The organism is Qipengyuania atrilutea, assembly GCF_013370205.1.
Classification (GTDB): Bacteria; Pseudomonadota; Alphaproteobacteria; order Sphingomonadales; family Sphingomonadaceae; genus Actirhodobacter; species Actirhodobacter atriluteus.
Genome location: NZ_JABWGV010000001.1, coordinates 474261 through 489214, shown reverse-complemented (window position 1 = coordinate 489214; position 14954 = coordinate 474261). Strand labels below are relative to the sequence as shown.

Here is a 14954-nt window from a genome sequence, read left to right as displayed (position 1 = left end):
TTAACCTCTTTCCTTCATGATCGCACGCGCAATGGGCGTTCACGCAACCTTCGATTTTCCTGCGCCGGAAACCGAATTCGGCAGCGAGGATGTACGGCTGCGCACTTGGCGCGGACGCGGCGCTTTGTCCAGCGTGGTGGGGGCTGGCGAGGCATTTCTGGGGGCGGCGGGACTGGACAAGGGGCCGTGGCTTGCCGCTGCCTTCGCATCGGGTATAGGGCTCTGGTTCCTGCTCGCGGACCCCTGGCAGTGGGTCGCGGTGCTCGGTACCCTCGCTTTCATGGGCGTCGGCGCACTCGCCCTTTGGCGCGGCGTAGTCGAACGCGCGTCGCTGCTCGTCGCGGTCCTCAGCATGAATGCGATGGCGGGTGCCGGTATGCTCACGATCTGGACACGGTCCGAAACCGTTGGAACCGAGCCGGTCGAGTACCCGCGGGTAGAATGGCTCGATGCGCGCATTCTCGAACGTGAAGAGCGACCCGCAGAAGAGCGCATCCGGCTCGTACTGGCAGCGCGCGACGCCGCTACGGCAAGCGCTATCAAAGTGAGGGTCAACGTGCCGATCGCAGACGATCGCGAGAGACTCAACGAGGGGGCCCGGATACGGTTGCGCACCCGCCTCATGCCGCCGGCGGCCCCGATGCTACCCGGTGCCTACGACTTTGCACGTGTCGCCTGGTTCGACGGTCTCGCTGCGACCGGCACGCTGATCGGCGATATCGAAATCGTTGCACCGGCCCATGCCAGCGACACCATACCGGCGCTGCAACGCTACCTTTCAGACCATGTCCGCAGCAAGCTCGACGGTAGCGCAGGCAGCATTGCCGCCGCTTTTGCGAGCGGGGACCGCGGGGCGATCTCGCAGGCGGACGAAGAGGCGATGCGCGATGCCGGGCTGACCCACCTTCTGTCGATCAGCGGCCTGCACGTAAGCGCGATCATTGCTGCTGCCTACTTCCTCGTGATGAAGCTGCTCGCGCTCTCGCCGTGGCTGGCGCTGCGTATAAGGCTGCCGCTTGCTGCAGCGGGAGCAGCAGCGCTTGCCGGTATCGGGTACACCCTTCTGACCGGTGCCGAGGTCCCGACCGTCCGAAGCTGCATCGGAGCATTGCTGGTCCTGATCGCGCTCGCGCTGGGACGCGAGCCGCTTTCCCTTCGCATGGTCGCCGTCGCCGCGCTCTGCGTGATGGTCGCATGGCCTGAGACGCTCGTGACGCCAAGCTTCCAAATGAGCTTCTCGGCCGTCATCGCGATCGTGGCGTTGCACGGCTGCGCCCCGGTCCGCGCGTTTCTCGCACCGCGCGAAGAGAGCGGCCCGCGGTGGCTCGCCCGCCGCGTCGCGATGCTGTTCGCAACGGGACTGGTGATCGAGATTGCCTTGATGCCCATCGTCCTGTTCCACTTCCACCGAGCCGGGTTTTACGGCGCGTTTGCCAACGTCTTCGCCATTCCGCTGACGACCTTCGTCTCGATGCCGCTGATCGCCATCGCACTGCTGCTTGACTGTGTCGGCCTCGGTGGACCGGTTTGGTGGTTAGCGGGAAAGTCGCTCGACCTCCTTATCGGGATAGCGCGCTTCGTTTCGGCCCAGCCTGGCGCGGTGAAGCTTGTCCCGCAGATGACCATGGCAACAGTGATGCTGTTCGTCAGCGGCGCGCTTTGGGTTGCTTTGTGGCGCGGGAAAGCGCGGCTGTACGGCTTCGTTCCTGCGGCCCTCGGAGCGCTACTGTTTGCCGGCACCAGCACGCCCGACGTCCTAATCGACCGCGACGGAAGGCATGTCGGCATCGCCGGCGAGGATCAGCGGCTGCTCTTACTTCGCGACAGCCGCAGTTCTTACGCCCGCGACAATCTGCTCGAGCTTGCCGGAATGGAAGGAGAGCCGATCGCACTGGCCGACTGGCCAGACGCACGCTGCAACGACGACTTCTGCACGATTGCGCTGCGGCGGGGAGGACGCGACTGGCACCTGTTACTGGCCCGCAGCGACAATCTGGTCAGCGAACGCGCCTTGGCTGCGGCATGCGCGCAGTCGACATCGTGATCGCGCCGCGCTATCTTCCGCGTAGTTGTTCTCCGCTCTGGCTCAAAGCCGATCGGGGCTTTCTCGAACGATCCGGCGGTCTCGCGATCGACCTCTCAGAACCGTCGATCAAATCCGTCGCGGATAGCCAAGGTTCGCACGGATGGTGGCGCCCACCGAGTAAAGAGCACCGCCGCTGATCGCGCTTAGTGATAGCGGCGCAGCAAACCGGCCAGCTTGCCCTGAACCTGAACCTGATCCTGACTATAGATCTGCGGTTCGTAACTCGCATTGGCCGGGTCGAGCCTGATCCGTCCGGAATCGCGCCGTAAATATTTGAGAGTCGCTTCCTCGTTGTTGACGAGCGCGACTACGATTTCCCCGTCGCGGGCCGTGTCCGTCCGCTTGATCAGCGCATAATCGCCGTCGAAAATACCGGCCTCGATCATGGAATCGCCCGATACCTCGAGCGCATAATGTTCGCCCGGTCCGAGAAGCGCTGCGGGGACGGGGAGGCTGGTGTGATCCTCGATCGCCTCGATCGGAGCGCCTGCAGCAATGCGGCCATGCAGGGGTACATCAATCACGTCGTTAGCAGGTTCGGCAACTTGCGCCGCCGGCTTCACCAACGGTACGATCGTATCATTCGCAGGAGCGGCAGGCTTGCCCGAGGCCACCGCGCTGTCAGGTTGCTTGAGCACTTCCAGAGCGCGCGCGCGATTAGGCAAACGGCGGATGAAACCGCGCTCTTCCAGCGCCGAAATCAAGCGGTGGACGCCGGACTTGCTCTTGAGATCGAGCGCTTCCTTCATTTCTTCGAACGACGGAGAGATACCCGTGCTTTCGAGACGGGACTGTATGAAGCGAAGCAGTTCGTGCTGTTTTGCCGTCAGCATTGTATCGTGGCTCCCAATCGCCTGAATAGTTTCCGCGGTTGCAACAGTTAATCTTAACCATTGCGTGAACGAATGAAGAACAATTAGGAAACCATTTTGAGCAAGTCAAGCAGTTCCGCCAGTTCCGAGGAGAAGGCATTGCGCCAGCTTCCCGGCTTTGGCCGGCTCGGCGTGCGCAGGCCTTTCGATCAGGCAATCCGCGTGGGCGAGGGCCGCAAGAAGGCTGCTGTCCTGACCGCCAATGGGCATCACCCCATAATTGGTCAGGCGAGCGCGCAGGAACTCCCGCCGCGTACCGCCCTGCGTGATCGCCGCAGCGAGGGGAAGCGTCACGAAGCGGGGCAGGGGGCGGACGCACCCTGTCATGCTCCGCAGCATCGGTTCGAGAAACAGGCACGCGGTTACGAAAGCTGAGGCCGGATTTCCGGGCAGGCCAAGGATAGTGCAATTGTTGAGCCGCGCCGCGAACAGCGGCTTCCCCGGTTTGATCGCGACCTTCCAGAATTGAATGTCGGCACCAAGGGGGCGCAACGCGGGCTGGATCAGGTCGTGGTCGCCGACCGATGCGCCGCCGATGGTGACGAGAACGTCGTGGTCTTCGGCTGCCGAGGACAGCGCGCCGCCGATAGCTGTCTCGTTATCCGGAACGACGGGAAGCAGCGATACATCCGCACCGGCGCTGCGAGCGAGTTCGGCCAGCATCGGGCCGTTCGAGGCAGGCAGGCGATCGTCGGGACAGTTTTCGAAATCGGCGCTCAGTTCGCTACCCGACTGCAGGATTGCTACACGCGGACGTAGGGCGACAGCGAGCCGCGAATGCCCCGCGGAAGCCGCCAAGCCGATTGTCCGAGCAGTTACACGTTCACCCGCCTCGACGAGAACGTCTCCCTCAGCGAAATCTTGGCCCCGGCGGCGTATGTGCTGACCTTCCGCCTCACCGCCGCTTTCTTCCGTGAGTGCGATCGTTTTCCCGTCTCTCGCAATGTTCTCCTGCAGGATCACTGCGGTCGCCCCGTCTGGCAGAGCCGCGCCGGTCGAAATACGCGTCGCCTCGCTTCCGCTCAACCGGCCGGTGAAGCTGCGGCCAGCGCGCGACTCTCCCACGACCTGCCAACTGGAGCACGAAGGGTCGGCCACCGCATAGCCGTCCATGGCCGACACATCGGTCGCGGGCTGCGTTCTTCTCGCCGTAAGCGGTTCAAGCAGAAACCGTCCTGCCGCGTCATCCAAGGGTACGTTCTCGGCAGGCAGGCGCTTCGCCATAGCCAAGAGTGCCTCGACGGCATCTTCGTACGACAGGAGCCCGCCCGTCATAGTTCGGCTTTCCAATCGCCCGACTTGCCGCCACGCTTCTCGATCAAGCGAATATCCTCGACAATCATTCCCTTATCGACGGCTTTGAGCATATCGTATAAAGTCAGCAATGCTACCGTGACGCCAGTAAGCGCTTCCATCTCGACGCCCGTCTTCCCGGTGAGCGCAGCCGTGGCCGTTACAGCGATCCCTTCATCCTCGAATGCGAAGCCGACCTCGACCTTCGTCAGCGCGAGGGGATGACATAGCGGGATCAATTCGCTTGTCCGCTTGGCTGCCATGATCCCGGCAATCCGAGCCGCCGCCAGCACGTCGCCTTTCGCCGCCGTGCCGTCCCGCGCGGCCGCCAGCGCTTCGGCAGACATGCGGATACGCCCCTTCGCCGTAGCCGAACGCTTCGCTTCGGACTTCCTTCCGACATCGACCATGCGCGCGTTGCCGGCGTCGTCCAAGTGTGTGAGGTCGCTCATCGCAGAACCCTACAGGATGGAACACATGGAACATGGTATGAGGCTAAACTTTCGCGCTGTTTCATAGCGAAGCGAGAGCGCGAAAACGCGGGCGATATCGAGGAAGTGATAGCGTAGTTCATGGCGTCAACCTGCCACAGCTTCACCCCGTAGGACAGTGTCCTACGCTCCGGTAAGCAAAGCGCGCGTGGCCGCCGTGACGTCATCCGCGCGCATCAGGCTTTCGCCGACGAGAAAACAGCGCACGCCGCTCGTCGCCAATCGCGCGCAATCGGAGTGGCTGGCAATGCCGCTTTCGCCCACCAGCAGCGAGCCATCAGGGGCGAGGGGCACGAGCCGTTCGGTCGTTGCCAGATCGGTTTCGAACGTCCGCAGGTCCCGGTTGTTGACGCCAATCAACCGCGAGACGAGCATCGCGGCGCGCTCCAGCTCGGCCTCATCGTGGACTTCAACCAGCACGTCCATGCCCTGCGACAGGGCCGCTAGTTCGATCTCGCTCGCCTGGGCGTCCGACAGGGCGGCCATGATGATGAGGATCGCATCGGCGCCATTGGCGCGGCTTTCGGCAACCTGCCACGGATCGACCATGAAATCCTTGCGCAGAACCGGAAGGTCGCAGGAATTACGGGCTGCGATGAGATAATCCTCGTGTCCTTGAAAATAGGGCGCGTCGGTCAGGACCGAGAGGCAGGCTGCGCCGCCCTCTTCATATTCCCGGGCGTGGAGCTCCGGCGAAAAGTTCTCTCGGATCAGACCCTTGGACGGTGATGCTTTCTTGATTTCCGCGATTAGCGCGAAGCCGGACTGCGCTTTTTTCGAAAGCGCGTCGCGAAAGCCACGCGGCCGGGATTGCTCGCTGGCGAGCGCTTCCAGCGACGAAAGCGAGTTCTTCGCCTTGCGCTTGGCAACCTCTTCGCGCTTCGCAGCACAGATTTCGTCCAGCTTGTTCATTGCGCCAGTTCGATCCAGCGTTCGAGCAGCGCCCTCGCCGCCCCGCTATCGAGCCCTTCTTCCGCCATCGCGCGCCTTTCCGTCCAGTCGCCGCCCTTGCCGGCTACCTTGAGCGATGCGCCGGCATTGAAAACAACGGCGTCGCGATAAGGTCCGGGCATTCCGCCGAGCAGCGCCTGAAGCGCCTTCGCGTTATGTGCCGCATCGCCGCCGCGGATAGCCTCGACCGGCGCTTGGGGGAGGCCGAGTTCGTCGGCGGAAAGCCGCCGCATGGTGAAGCCGCCACCCTCGACCTCGGCAACCTCGTTTCCGCCTGCGAGACTGAGCTCGTCGAGGCCTTCGTCGCCCGAGACGATCCAAGCGTACTCCGTCCCGAGCCGCGCCTTCGCATCGGCGTAGATCGGGACGTAGGCCGGGCGCGCGATCCCGATCAGTTGCCGCGTCACCCGCGCCGGATTGGACAGCGGGCCCATGAGGTTGAAGATGGTACGCCGGCCAATGCGTTTGCGGATGGGCTGGATACGGCCCATCGCCGGATGGTGGTTTGCCGCGAACAGAAAGCAGATGCCGATCTCGGCCAGCGTCTTTTCAGCCGTGCGCCCCGCCGCCGCCATGTCGAGCCCGAGCGCTTCGAGCGTGTCTGCGGCTCCGCTCTTCGAGGATGCCGCGCGGTTACCATGCTTCGCCACCGGTACGCCGCAGGCCGCGACGACGAGGCTGACGGCGGTCGAGACGTTCAGCGTATGGTGACCGTCGCCGCCCGTGCCGCAGACATCGATCGCGCCGTCGGGCGCGTCGATCGGAATGAGCCGCTCGCGAAGCGCACGCGCCGCGCCGGTAATTTCCGCTGCGCCTTCCCCGCGGTCGGATAAGGCGATCAGGAAGTCCGCGATCTCTTCCTCGCTCGTTTCGCCGTCGAGGATGGCCGCGAAGGCCTGTTCCGCTTCCTCTTCGGTAAGCTTGGTCGCGGGATCGGGTAGAACGCTCATCGCCCGCGCGGTTCCTGACCGCAGATGCGGAGGAAATTGGCGAGGAGGTCGTGCCCGTGGCTCGTGGCGATGCTCTCCGGATGGAACTGCACGCCGTGGATGGGCAGGCTGTCGTGGCGAAAACCCATCACGCAGGTTCCGTCGCGGCCCGGAGTGGCGCTGGTCGCATTGACATGGAGCGCGTCCGGCACATGCTTCACGATCAGCGAGTGGTAGCGGGTCGCTTCGTAGGGGGAAGGAAGCCCTGCAAACACGCCGCTGCCATCATGTTCGATCGGCGAGACCTTGCCGTGCATAAGTCCGCCTCGCACGACCTTTCCGCCGAAATGCTGCCCGATCGCCTGGTGCCCGAGGCAGACGCCGAGCAGAGGCATTTCCGCGTCCGCGCAGGCGGCGACAAGGTCGAGGCTGATCCCTGCATCGTCGGGTGTGCAAGGACCGGGCGAGATAAGGATGCCGTCCGGTTTCAGCGCCACAGCCTCGTTCGCCGAAAGCGCGTCGTTGCGTTCCACGCGCACGTTCGCGCCCAGTTCCATGAGGTAATGGACCAGGTTGAAGGTGAAGCTGTCGTAATTGTCGACGACGAGGATCATGACGCGGGTTTCTTCTCCACCACGATCATCGGGCCGATCGGTGCGCCGCTGTCGAGCCTTCCGCCCGCCGGGTTCCACAGCGCCGAGACATTGCCGTCGAGGTAAAGCGCGTTGGGTACGTTCAACTCGTCGCGGTAAAGCCGCGCAAGCTTGCCGAAGCTTACCGGGCCGTTGCTGATGACGAAATGCGCGCGGCCCTTCTCGTCCACGCCGACCGCGTTCCTGATGAGCTGCGATTCGCCGTTGTTGGAAATGTCGGGATGCAATTTGCCGCCGATGACCAGCATCGGGCCGGACTGCGTTCCGAATTCGGGCCGCTCGGTGACGTTGGCGAGGAAATCCTCGGTCGACCGGACCTCCCACGTATCACCGCTGCCGAAGAAGACCCCGTTCGGCTGCATGTGAAAATTGCCCGGCCCCCCGTTCCGGTTGAGCTCCACCTTGCGGTCCGAGCCTTCCACGAAATAGCCGACCGGCTGCCCCGCATCGTTGTACATTCCGCCGTTCATGGCAAAGGCAATCGGTGCGGCTTCGGCGGAGCGGGCGGAGGCGTATGCGGCGAGCGAGCGGAACGGCGTGCCTTCGCCGTCCGCCAGCGCCGTCACGATATGGTGGCGGGAGGGAACGGCGACGCAGTGGACGAAGGGTTCGTCTTCGAAAATAACGGGTCGGCAGGAAGATTCCATTTGCGCCCGGCTGTCCGAAGACGCAGGCGAGGGCGAAGCGCCCGCCGCGCCGCCCGCGGTATCGCGGATCTCGGTCCTTACTACCGGCTCGCCTTCAGGCTGCTCGTCGCACGCGCTTGTCAGCACGGCGAGCGGCACCAGCACGGCTGCGGAAAAAACCCGTTTCATTGTCCGAACTCCGGTTCGAGAGCGATGCGCTGCGCCTCTCGGGCAGCGGCGAACAGCGCACTCGCTTTCGCTTCGCATTCGCGCTGCTCATAATCGGGCTCGCTATCGGCGACAATCCCGGCGCCGGCATGAACGTGCATTTCACCGTCTTTTACGACCGCCGTGCGGAGAACGATGCAGCTGTCGACCGATCCGTCGGGTGCGAAATAGCCGACGCCGCCCGCGTAGGGACCGCGTCGCTCGGTCTCCAGTTCGGCGACGATCTGGCATGCGCGGATCTTCGGCGCGCCGCTGACCGTGCCCGCTGGAAAGCCGGCGAACAGCGCGTCGAGCGCATCCTTGTCCTCGCTCAAGGTCCCGACGACGTTGCTGACGATGTGCATCACGTGACTGTAGCGTTCGACCATGTAGCTGTCGGTAACGGCCACGCTGCCGCGCGTGGCGACGCGTCCCACGTCGTTGCGCCCGAGATCGAGCAGCATGAGATGTTCGGCGCGTTCCTTTGGATCGGCCAGAAGGTCGCGCTCGGCAGCGCGGTCCGCCGCTTCGTTAGGCCCGCGTGGGCGCGTTCCCGCGATCGGCCGGACGGTAACCTCGCCGTTCCTTACGCGGACGAGAATTTCCGGGCTCGATCCGACGATCGCGAAGCCGGGAAAGTCGAGAAAGAACAGGAATGGCGAGGGGTTAATCCGCCTCAGAGCCCGGTAGAGCGCGATGGGGGGAAGCGCGAAGGGGGCGGTGAAGCGCTGCGCCAGGACCACCTGGAAGATGTCGCCCGCCGCAATGTATTCCTTCGCGCGCAGCACCATGTCGCGGTAGCGGTCCGGCGGCATGACCGCGGTCTGATTGGGCGCCGGCCCGGGATCGCTGCGCTCGGGTACGGCATCGGCGCGCCGCAATCGGCGCAGTTGCTCGTCGATCGCCTCGCCGGCGCGCTCTATCAGGCGGGCCGCCTGCTCTGCCGAGTGGTTCGCTTCGGGCCAGATCGGCGCGATGCAGAAGACGGCATCGGTCAGTCGGTCGAACACCATAAGCACGGTCGGACGCACGAACAGCATATCGGGCAGATCGAGCGGGTTTGCGCTCGAGAAGTCGATGCTTTCGACCAGCCCAATCGTCTCATAGCCGAAATAGCCGACCAGACAGGCGAGGGCCGGGGGCAGTGCGTCAGGCGTGTCGACCAGGCATTCCTGCCGCAGAGCCCTCAGCGCTGCGAGCGCATTGCCCTTGGCGGGGGCGAATGCCTCGCGGTCCCGCTGCCATGAACGGTTGATGTCGGCCTTGTCGGACCTGCTGCGGAAGACGAGATCGGGATCAAGCCCAAGCAGGCTGTAACGTCCGCGCACCTCGCCGCCCTCGACCGATTCGAGCAGGAAGTCGCCGCGCTCTGCCTCGATTAGCGCGACCGCCGCACCGACCGGGGTCAGGCGGTCGGCAACGAGGTGCCGCCACACGAGCGCCGGTTTGCTTGCCTTCAGCAAGCTCGCCGCAACGTCAGCGCCCTTGAGCGTTTCCGCCAACGCCATTCCTAACGGTCAATTATCGCCGAGAAGCTGGCGCCGGACGGCCGCTATCGCGTTGTCGTTACGCTCGACGCCCTGTTCGCGGCGCATCGCATCCTGCAGCTGCTGCTGATATTCCTGGACGACCGTCGCACCCAGCTGCTGCTGAGCCTGAGCGATAAGCGGACTGCCGTCTTCGAGCTCGCCCGCCTCGATCGATTCGAGATCGACGACGTAGAAGCCCTGCCGGCCAGCAGCCTCGAGCCGCTTCGCGGTTCCCTGCGCCATGCTGAACATGAGCGCCAGCGGCGGAGGCACGCGCTGCTCGCGAAGCTGGGCCAGTTGTTCGCGGGTCAGGTCGATATTCTGTACCGGGGGAAGGTTCGGTTCTTCGGCGGCCAGCGCCTCTGCCATACTGCTTCCCTGCTGGAGCCGCGCGATGACCCGTCCGGCTGCCTCGCGGGCTGCGGCAAGACCGCGGGCGATCCGCCAGTCGGCCGTCACCTGCTCAGAAATCTCGGAAAGGGGAGCGGCCGCGCTATCCGTGATGCGCGACACCTCGAACACGAGATATTCCTCGCCCGGCCGGATTTCCGCGATCTGTGGCTCGCTTTCCTCCATCTGGAAGGCGGTCGCGAGCGCAGGGGTCAGAGTTTCGTCGATCTGCGCGCCGTCGTCGGCGCCGTAAATGGAACCATCGGCAGTGACTGGCTGCGTCGTGTTCACGGTCGCGCCGATGTCGCGCGCGACCTGTGCAAGCGACCGTCCCTCGTCGAGCTGCTCTTCCACCTGTGTGCCCAGATTGGCAAGACCGGTCCGCAGCTTGCGCTGGCGCACAGCGTCAGCAACCTCGCCGCGCACGTCAGCGAGCGGACGACCGGCCCGGCGGGTCACTTCTTCGATCCGTGCGACATGCCAGCCAAGCCCGCTACGCGCAGGAGCGGTAACCGCCCCTTCGTTCGCCGCGAAGTAGGCGTTGGCGACAGCGCTCGAACTTTCCTGAGCGACCGCGCTCTTCGTATTGGGACCGAGCGGAACTGCCCTGAAGCCAGCAGCTTGCGCCGCTGCCTCGATCGATTGCCCGCCGCGCACGGCCTGAGCGATCGCCTGAGCCTGCGCCTGCGTCGAGGCGATCACCTGGGTATAACGGCGCTCTTCGCTTGCGGCGTATTCGCCCGAATTTTCTTCGTAATACCGGGCAATTTCGGCTTCGGTCGGTTCGATCCGTCCTTCGAGCGCGTCCGCTCCGAAGGTAGCGTAGCGAATGATGCGCCGCTCGGGACGTACGTATCTGCCGCGGTTTTCCTGATAATAGGTCGACAGCTGCTTCTGGGTCGGAGCGTCTTCAGGCGCGTAGATCGTGCTTGGCAGCAGAGCGATACTACCCTGTCGGCGCTCGCGGAAAAGCTGGGCATATTCGCGCGCGATCCCGCGCGGCATTACCGCACCGAAGCTTGTCGGCTGAAGCACTTGCTGCGCGAGCAGTCCTGCGCCGAGATCCTCGCGCACGTCCGCATCGGACACGCCGATGGACTGAAGTGCCTGCCGGTAGACGTCGTCGCTGAAATTGCCGTCCGCACCTCGGAAGGCGGGGATCGTGCGGATCTCGCTATTCACGAGGTTGTTGCCGGCGCGAAGGCCGATGTCTTCTGCAAAGCCTGCAATCGCCGCCCGGTCGATCAGCCGGTCGAGAACCTGGGTCAAACCGCCACCTTGCACGAATTCCGGGATCGTGATTGTCGGGTTTTCCTGCCGCACCTGGTCGACCGCGTTGGTCGTGGCGCGCGAGAGTTCTGACGTCGAGATACGTTCGTCGCCGACCACGGCAACCCGGTCGCCGCCGGCGATGCCGCCGAAGGTTGCCGTATTCGCCACGTCCATGCTGGCGAAGGCGAACGCGATGAGAGCGAGGAATGCGAAAGTTATCGCCAGCCCGATCTTGGACTGAAAAAACTTCTGGAAAAATGAAATCATGTCTTCGTCGTCGTTCCTCTACGCGCGGAAGCCGGAGCGTTCTCCTGTACAACCGCGTTCTGCCGGCCGTGTTCGGCGGCGCGGACAGCGCTTTATAGAGACTGCACCAAAGCGGCAACCGTCTCACGTTGGGTTTTGACCTTGGGATAAAGTCCGGCTACCGGACCCATCCGAACGGGCAGCCTGACGGCACCCGAAGAAACAACCGAAAGCAGGAATTACACGATGGCCGAACGGCCCTATATCGTCGGCAACTGGAAAATGAACGGCACGCGCGCGATGCTTTCCGAGGCACGCGCCATCGACCGTGCTTCGCAGCGGCACATGAAGGTAGAAGTCGCGCTGGCTCCGCCGTTCACGCTGATCCATGCAGTCCATCGCGAGGTCGAGCAGATCGGCGTCGGCGCGCAGGATTGCCACGCTCTTACCGAAGGCGCGCATACGGGCGACATTTCCGCCGCGATGGCGCTGGATGCGGGCGCGAAGTTCGTCATCCTCGGACATAGCGAGCGGCGGACGAACCACGGCGAAAGCGATGCGCTGATCCGCGACAAGGTCGCTGCTGCACGCGAGGCCGGTCTTCAGGTCATCCTCTGCTGCGGCGAAAGCGAAGCGCAGCGTGATGCCGGCGAAGCCGAAGCGCATGTTCTGGGTCAGCTGAAGGCAGCCTTGCCCGAAAGCGACAATGCGAGCGAATGGCTCACCGTCGCCTACGAGCCGATCTGGGCGATTGGCACGGGCCGGGTACCGACCACGGACGACATTGCCGCGATGCACGGCGCGATTCGCGGTTTGCTGACCGACATGTACGGAGACGCTGCTGCCGAAACGCGCATTCTCTACGGCGGTTCGGTGAAGGCGGAAAATGCCGCGGCCATCCTCGCGCTTGCAGACGTGGACGGCGCTCTTGTGGGCGGCGCGAGCCTGACGGCAGAAGCCTTTCTCGGTATCGTATACGCGGCTGCCGAAGGCGAGGACGAACGCGCATAACCTTGTGCGCTGGCTTGCAAGCGACTAGATCGCGCCCGAACAGCATTTATTCCAGGTAACAGCATGTCCCTTTTCCTCTTCCTCACCGTCGTTCAGGCCATCGTGGCCGCCGCGCTTGTCGGCGTCATCCTGATGCAGCGCAGCGAAGGCGGGGGCCTGGGTATCGGAGGAGGCGGAAGCCCTTCGGGCATGCTGAGTGCACGTGGTGCGGCGGACTTCCTGACAAGGACGACCAAGACGCTCGCGATCGTGTTCGTCCTGTTGTCGATTGCGCTCGCCGCGGTTGCCGTCGAAACGACGAGCGCCGATGCAGTCGATTCGACGCTCGACCGGACTGTAACGCCTGCTGGGCAGGCCGATCCGCTTGCGCCCGGCAATGCAGCATCGAGTTCGCTCGGCGGCGCTCCTGCCACCGAAGCACCGACCGAGCCTGCAGCGCCGGTCGATCCGCTCGCCGAATAAGGCGAACTTTCCAACTTCATCCGGCAGCGCGCTGGCTTGTGGATTTCTGCGGGCCGCGCTGTCTAAACGCTTGCGTATGCGGGCGGCGGCGACGTAAGGCTCTTCTCCCATGGCGCGGTACATCTTCATCACCGGCGGCGTGGTTTCCTCGCTCGGCAAAGGTCTCATGGCGGCATCGCTCGCAGCGCTTTTGCAGGCGCGCGGGTTCAAGGTGCGCATCCGTAAGTTCGACCCCTATCTGAACGTCGATCCGGGCACGATGAGCCCGTATCAGCACGGCGAGGTGTTCGTGACCGACGACGGCGCGGAAACCGATCTTGACCTTGGCCATTACGAGCGCTTCACCGGCGTTTCGGCGCGGCAGTCGGACAACATCACCTCGGGCAGGGTGTACCGCGACATCATCGCGAAAGAGCGGCGCGGCGACTATCTCGGCGCGACGGTACAGGTCATCCCGCACGTGACCGACGCGATCAAGAACTTCGCGCTCGACGACCAGGGCGATCACGACTTCATCCTGTGCGAAATCGGCGGAACCGTCGGCGACATCGAGAGCCTGCCGTTCATCGAGGCGATGCGGCAGCTCAAGAACGAACTCGGACCGCAGCGCACCGCCTTCATCCACGTGACCCTGGTTCCATATATATCAGCCGCGGGCGAGCTCAAGACCAAGCCGACGCAGCATTCGGTGCGCGAACTTACCAGCCTCGGCATTCAGCCCGACATGCTGCTGTGCCGCTGCGAACATCCGCTGCCTGACGCCGAGCGGCAGAAGATCGCCAATTTCTGCAACGTGCGCAAGGAAGCGGTCATTCCGGCGCTCGATGCGTCGAGCATCTACGCCGTACCGCTTCAATATCACGCGCGCGGCCTCGATGCGCAGTTGCTTCAGCATTTCGGTCTCGAAAGCCCCGACCCTGACCTGTCGGGGTGGAACGACATTCTCGACCGGTTCGAGCATCCCGAGAGCGAAGTGACGATCGGCGTGGTCGGTAAGTATGTCGGCCTGCCCGATGCCTACAAGTCACTCAATGAAGCATTGATCCACGGGGGGATGGCCAACCGGGTAAGGGTCAATATCCGCTGGATCGATGCGGAAGTGTTCGAACAGGACGATGCCGACATCGTCGCTGCTCTCGAACCGCTTCACGGCATCCTCGTACCCGGCGGCTTCGGCGAGCGCGGATCGGCGGGCAAGATCGCGAGCGTGCGCTTCGCACGCGAACGCGGCGTCCCGTTCTTCGGTATCTGCCTCGGCATGCAGATGGCCTGCATCGAAGCGGCCAAGCTGGCTGGTATCGAGGCTGCGTCCTCGACCGAGTTCGGCGATACCACAGAGCCCGTGGTCGGGATCATTACCGAGTGGATGAGCGAAGAGGGTCTTCAGAAGCGCGAGGCTGGCGGCGATATGGGCGGCACGATGCGGCTCGGAGCCTATGTGGCCGATCTCGTCAGCGGCAGCCGCATCTCGCAGATCTACGGCGGCGCGGCGCAGATCTCGGAACGCCACCGCCACCGCTACGAAGTGAACGGTTCCTACCGCGCTGCCCTCGAGAAAACGGGTCTGGCGTTTTCGGGCATGTCGCCTGACGGGCTGCTTCCGGAAATCGTCGAGCGGCCCGATCATCCGTGGTTCGTCGGCGTGCAGTTCCACCCTGAACTGAAGTCGCGTCCGTTCGAACCGCATCCGCTATTCGCGAGTTTCATCGCCGCCGCTCTAGAGCAGGAGCGACTGGTTTAATCTTCGGCAAGCTGGTTCATATTGAAACAGATTTGTCGCGAGCCCCTTCCGTTCTGCGCAATTATCGTGCAGAGAACCGCGATTCGCGTAGGCAATGGGGGGCAAACCGGCGTCACCGACCAAGATTTCGAGCTTGCCTCGGTACGCAGTCGTCTCAAGCGACCCGGACGGTTGATACAGGGGTAGGGCGGCTTA

At 63.9% G+C, this 14954-nt stretch carries 13 protein-coding genes; 4 read left to right on the top strand and 9 right to left on the bottom strand.

From position 1 onward, the window contains the following. The first annotated feature begins 16 nt into the window (after positions 1-16). Positions 17-2044, top strand: a complete 2028-nt coding sequence (locus HUV48_RS02420; RefSeq protein WP_225871482.1) for a ComEC/Rec2 family competence protein — start codon at positions 17-19, stop codon at positions 2042-2044. A gap of 185 nt (positions 2045-2229) precedes the next feature. On the opposite strand, the gene lexA is transcribed toward HUV48_RS02420, so the two are convergent. The 9 genes from lexA to HUV48_RS02375 form a co-directional block, all read right to left on the bottom strand. Beyond that, positions 2230-2919 carry a transcriptional repressor LexA gene (gene lexA, locus HUV48_RS02415; RefSeq protein WP_176266166.1) on the bottom strand — a complete coding sequence of 230 codons (690 nt, stop codon included), beginning with the start codon at positions 2917-2919 and terminating at the stop codon, positions 2230-2232. A 105-nt stretch (positions 2920-3024) separates the two neighbouring features. Beyond that, complete coding sequence (locus HUV48_RS02410) at positions 3025-4233, bottom strand: molybdopterin molybdotransferase MoeA (protein WP_176266165.1); 1209 nt, start codon at positions 4231-4233, stop codon at positions 3025-3027. Further along, positions 4230-4703 carry a cyclic pyranopterin monophosphate synthase MoaC gene (moaC, locus tag HUV48_RS02405; RefSeq protein WP_176266164.1) on the bottom strand — a complete coding sequence of 158 codons (474 nt, stop codon included), beginning with the start codon at positions 4701-4703 and terminating at the stop codon, positions 4230-4232. The genes HUV48_RS02410 and moaC overlap by 4 nt, the downstream gene beginning before the upstream one ends. Before the next feature lie 162 nt (positions 4704-4865). Then, positions 4866-5654, bottom strand: coding sequence for an indole-3-glycerol phosphate synthase TrpC (gene trpC, locus HUV48_RS02400; protein ID WP_176266163.1), 789 nt, complete (start codon positions 5652-5654; stop codon positions 4866-4868). After that, positions 5651-6643, bottom strand: a complete 993-nt coding sequence (gene trpD / locus HUV48_RS02395) for an anthranilate phosphoribosyltransferase (RefSeq protein ID WP_176266162.1) — start codon at positions 6641-6643, stop codon at positions 5651-5653. Before trpD ends, trpC begins: the two co-directional genes overlap by 4 nt. Beyond that, positions 6640-7236 carry an anthranilate synthase component II gene (locus HUV48_RS02390; protein WP_176266161.1) on the bottom strand — a complete coding sequence of 199 codons (597 nt, stop codon included), beginning with the start codon at positions 7234-7236 and terminating at the stop codon, positions 6640-6642. Before HUV48_RS02390 ends, trpD begins: the two co-directional genes overlap by 4 nt. After that, a complete protein-coding gene (locus HUV48_RS02385; protein ID WP_176266160.1) occupies positions 7233-8090 on the bottom strand; it encodes a phosphodiester glycosidase family protein in 858 nt (285 codons plus the stop codon). Before HUV48_RS02385 ends, HUV48_RS02390 begins: the two co-directional genes overlap by 4 nt. Continuing rightward, positions 8087-9616 carry an anthranilate synthase component I family protein gene (locus tag HUV48_RS02380; protein ID WP_176266159.1) on the bottom strand — a complete coding sequence of 510 codons (1530 nt, stop codon included), beginning with the start codon at positions 9614-9616 and terminating at the stop codon, positions 8087-8089. The genes HUV48_RS02385 and HUV48_RS02380 overlap by 4 nt, the downstream gene beginning before the upstream one ends. A gap of 9 nt (positions 9617-9625) precedes the next feature. Then, entirely contained in the window at positions 9626-11566 is a 1941-nt protein-coding gene (locus HUV48_RS02375; RefSeq protein ID WP_176266158.1) for a peptidylprolyl isomerase, read from the bottom strand. Positions 11567-11791: 225 nt separating this feature from the next. Between HUV48_RS02375 and tpiA the strand changes: the two genes are divergently transcribed. From tpiA to pyrG, 3 genes are all read left to right on the top strand, one after another. Then, a complete protein-coding gene (tpiA, locus tag HUV48_RS02370; protein WP_176266157.1) occupies positions 11792-12556 on the top strand; it encodes a triose-phosphate isomerase in 765 nt (254 codons plus the stop codon). A gap of 63 nt (positions 12557-12619) precedes the next feature. Beyond that, entirely contained in the window at positions 12620-13018 is a 399-nt protein-coding gene (gene secG / locus HUV48_RS02365; RefSeq protein ID WP_176266156.1) for a preprotein translocase subunit SecG, read from the top strand. 109 nt (positions 13019-13127) lie between these two features. Next, complete coding sequence (gene pyrG, locus HUV48_RS02360; RefSeq protein ID WP_176266155.1) at positions 13128-14759, top strand: CTP synthase; 1632 nt, start codon at positions 13128-13130, stop codon at positions 14757-14759. Positions 14760-14954: the final 195 nt, after the last annotated feature.

Excerpts from the sequence above, each read along its gene's own strand:
- HUV48_RS02420 (WP_225871482.1), top strand. The coding sequence starts at position 17 with ATGATCGCACGCGCAATGGGCGTTCACGCAACCTTCGATTTTCCTGCG.
- lexA (WP_176266166.1), bottom strand. The coding sequence starts at position 2,919 with ATGCTGACGGCAAAACAGCACGAACTGCTTCGCTTCATACAGTCCCGT.
- HUV48_RS02410 (WP_176266165.1), bottom strand. The coding sequence starts at position 4,233 with ATGACGGGCGGGCTCCTGTCGTACGAAGATGCCGTCGAGGCACTCTTG.
- moaC (WP_176266164.1), bottom strand. The coding sequence starts at position 4,703 with ATGAGCGACCTCACACACTTGGACGACGCCGGCAACGCGCGCATGGTC.
- trpC (WP_176266163.1), bottom strand. The coding sequence starts at position 5,654 with ATGAACAAGCTGGACGAAATCTGTGCTGCGAAGCGCGAAGAGGTTGCC.
- trpD (WP_176266162.1), bottom strand. The coding sequence starts at position 6,643 with ATGAGCGTTCTACCCGATCCCGCGACCAAGCTTACCGAAGAGGAAGCG.
- HUV48_RS02390 (WP_176266161.1), bottom strand. The coding sequence starts at position 7,236 with ATGATCCTCGTCGTCGACAATTACGACAGCTTCACCTTCAACCTGGTC.
- HUV48_RS02385 (WP_176266160.1), bottom strand. The coding sequence starts at position 8,090 with ATGAAACGGGTTTTTTCCGCAGCCGTGCTGGTGCCGCTCGCCGTGCTG.
- HUV48_RS02380 (WP_176266159.1), bottom strand. The coding sequence starts at position 9,616 with ATGGCGTTGGCGGAAACGCTCAAGGGCGCTGACGTTGCGGCGAGCTTG.
- HUV48_RS02375 (WP_176266158.1), bottom strand. The coding sequence starts at position 11,566 with ATGATTTCATTTTTCCAGAAGTTTTTTCAGTCCAAGATCGGGCTGGCG.
- tpiA (WP_176266157.1), top strand. The coding sequence starts at position 11,792 with ATGGCCGAACGGCCCTATATCGTCGGCAACTGGAAAATGAACGGCACG.
- secG (WP_176266156.1), top strand. The coding sequence starts at position 12,620 with ATGTCCCTTTTCCTCTTCCTCACCGTCGTTCAGGCCATCGTGGCCGCC.
- pyrG (WP_176266155.1), top strand. The coding sequence starts at position 13,128 with ATGGCGCGGTACATCTTCATCACCGGCGGCGTGGTTTCCTCGCTCGGC.